General features: G+C 47.2%; 3 protein-coding genes. 1 reads left to right on the top strand and 2 read right to left on the bottom strand.

Annotation, left to right across the window (positions count from 1 at the left end):
- A partial coding sequence (locus tag C7B77_RS28865) for a chemotaxis protein CheW (RefSeq protein ID WP_219892318.1) occupies window positions 1–563 on the top strand: 563 nt, incomplete at its 5' end.
- Window positions 564–767: 204 nt separating this feature from the next.
- Here C7B77_RS28865 and C7B77_RS28855 read toward each other — a convergent pair.
- A complete protein-coding gene (locus tag C7B77_RS28855; protein ID WP_106313175.1) occupies window positions 768–1,415 on the bottom strand; it encodes a class I SAM-dependent methyltransferase in 648 nt (215 codons plus the stop codon).
- 85 nt (window positions 1,416–1,500) lie between these two features.
- Window positions 1,501–1,881, bottom strand: a complete 381-nt coding sequence (locus C7B77_RS28850; RefSeq protein WP_106313172.1) for a hypothetical protein — start codon at window positions 1,879–1,881, stop codon at window positions 1,501–1,503.
- Between the last annotated feature and the right edge of the window lie 220 nt (window positions 1,882–2,101).

Here is a 2,101-nt window from a genome sequence, read left to right as displayed (position 1 = left end):
TCCACCCCCTCTCCCCGTCCCCTAGAATGACTTCCTCTCTCCTATCCCAACGGTTATCTAGTAATAACGAAGATGACAACACGATCCACGCGATCGTGTTTGCCCTAGCCGATATCGAACAGACAGCAATGGCTAACTACCTGTTTGCCATGCCTGTCGAAGCGGTGGAAAAAGCGATCGTTTATCCGTCAGAGCGAGCAGTCCTCAGAGATGGAATTGGCATTATGAATCTGGGTGCAGAAACTTTGACGATTGTCGATTTACGGCATAAATTTGCCACGATCGATCCACTCCAAGATTCTTCCAAATTTCTGATTCTATTTCATACCCAAGCTGGCGAATTGTGCGGTCTTCCCATCAAAGATGCGCCAGTATTAATGGATATCGATCCCGATACGATTCGATCGCTTCCTCTGGCTTATCGCGAAGTCAATCAGCTTACTTTTGTCTCCCAAATGGCGATCGTTCCACAAGAGGGTAATCTAGCACCATTACAGATTTTACTCATCGGCTTCGACCCGATCGATCCCAATAGATCGAATAGATCCAGTCACTTGAATTAATAAGTGTGGGAGAGCCTTATTTAGTCGATCGGGAATACGCTCGGATCGATTTAGAGTTGGCGATTCTCTTACAGAGACGCTTCGCGAACGAATTCAATCGCCAACTTTTTGCAATCTCGAACTATCGATCGACAAATCAGTCTAAAATATTATCTTCATTCCGAGCCGATCGATCTCTAAAAATTAGCACCACCAAGATCGATATTAGCCTTGTTTCCGAGCGATGACTGCATAAAAAGGATCGCCCCCACCAACACCGATTAACCGAAAAATATCGGGTACTTGACTGACATGGACGATCGCTTCTGGCTCGGTAAATCCGGGTACAGATTTAAAATAACCCTCGACCAATTCGACTCGATCGCTCTCGCTGCCATCCCGCCAAGCGGCGATCGCTTTATTATAAAACATGCGATTGGAAAAGCTAAAAATGGCAATTCCATTTGGTTTGAGAATGCGATAAATCTCGGCGAAAATTGCTTCGGGATACTGGAGATATTGGACGGAGACAGTATTTAAAACTGCATCAAAACTCGCATCTTCTAAGGGCAGTTTGAGATCTTGATTGAGATTTTGGATGAAGTAACTGTCGAAGCGTGGATTTTTGGCGAGTTCCGCTTCATTCAAACCATGCCCCTGGACGTATTCAAATTGCATCTCTTCGGGTAGATGCGATACCCAACTGCTCATCATGTCAAAGATACGCGTATTTGGCGTAAGTTTCTCACGATAGAGATTCGTCAATCGATCGATAAATCCGGCATCGACATGGGTAACAAATCGAGGTACGTCATAAAACGCTCGATCGTTACCATCATCTAACTTTTGACGTTGGGTTGGGTTTAGTAACATGTTAAATAAAAGGGCTAGTAGTTGAGTTACTCTACCTTTACTTTAACAATCCTGGCGGGGGAGATTCCCGCTCGATCGAGATTAACTAAAATTTGATACCGAGTTGACCGTTGATCCCCCGAATTGAGTGATAGCCAACTCCAAAAAAGGTATTCCCAGGCGGGCTAAATTGCACGCCACCAGAGTAAGCGACATCGCTACCATAAAGACCCAATCCCACATAGGGAGACACAGTTGGTATGCTAAAAAATTTGAGCAGATCGACGCCAGTTTTGCCCTTATTATTACCAATTTCGGCACCGAGATCGAAAATTCTCACCCCTGCTCCATAACTGACGCCACCATCTTTGCTACCTACGGTTACCCACGGTTCGGGGACGAGTTGAGCGGATGCGGGGGTGCTGTGGAGCGCGCCGAGCGTTGCTAGCAGCGCGACTGTGGAGCTAGAGATTAATTTTAATTTCATGAATGGTTATCCTTGGAGGTTGGGGAGCGGGGAGTTGGAATGGTTTACCTAAACGCCAATACCGCACACCGACAGTCGGCTGGGCTTCGGTTGAGGTTGATTTACCCCCCAACCCCCCCTTATAAAGCGGATGCGCGCTCGTCGGGTTTCCCGACGGGTTAGCGCACCAAGCAGGGGGGGCTTATCTTGCGCCCTCCCCTTTACAAGGGGAGGGCTGGGG

The organism is Chamaesiphon polymorphus CCALA 037, assembly GCF_003003845.1.
In the GTDB taxonomy this organism is placed as follows: domain Bacteria; phylum Cyanobacteriota; class Cyanobacteriia; order Cyanobacteriales; family Chamaesiphonaceae; genus Chamaesiphon; species Chamaesiphon polymorphus.
Note: the sequence above shows the minus strand (reverse complement) of the source record. Positions and strands in the feature narration are given on the sequence as shown.

Excerpts from the sequence above, each read along its gene's own strand:
- C7B77_RS28855 (WP_106313175.1), bottom strand. The coding sequence starts at position 1,415 with ATGTTACTAAACCCAACCCAACGTCAAAAGTTAGATGATGGTAACGAT.
- C7B77_RS28850 (WP_106313172.1), bottom strand. The coding sequence starts at position 1,881 with ATGAAATTAAAATTAATCTCTAGCTCCACAGTCGCGCTGCTAGCAACG.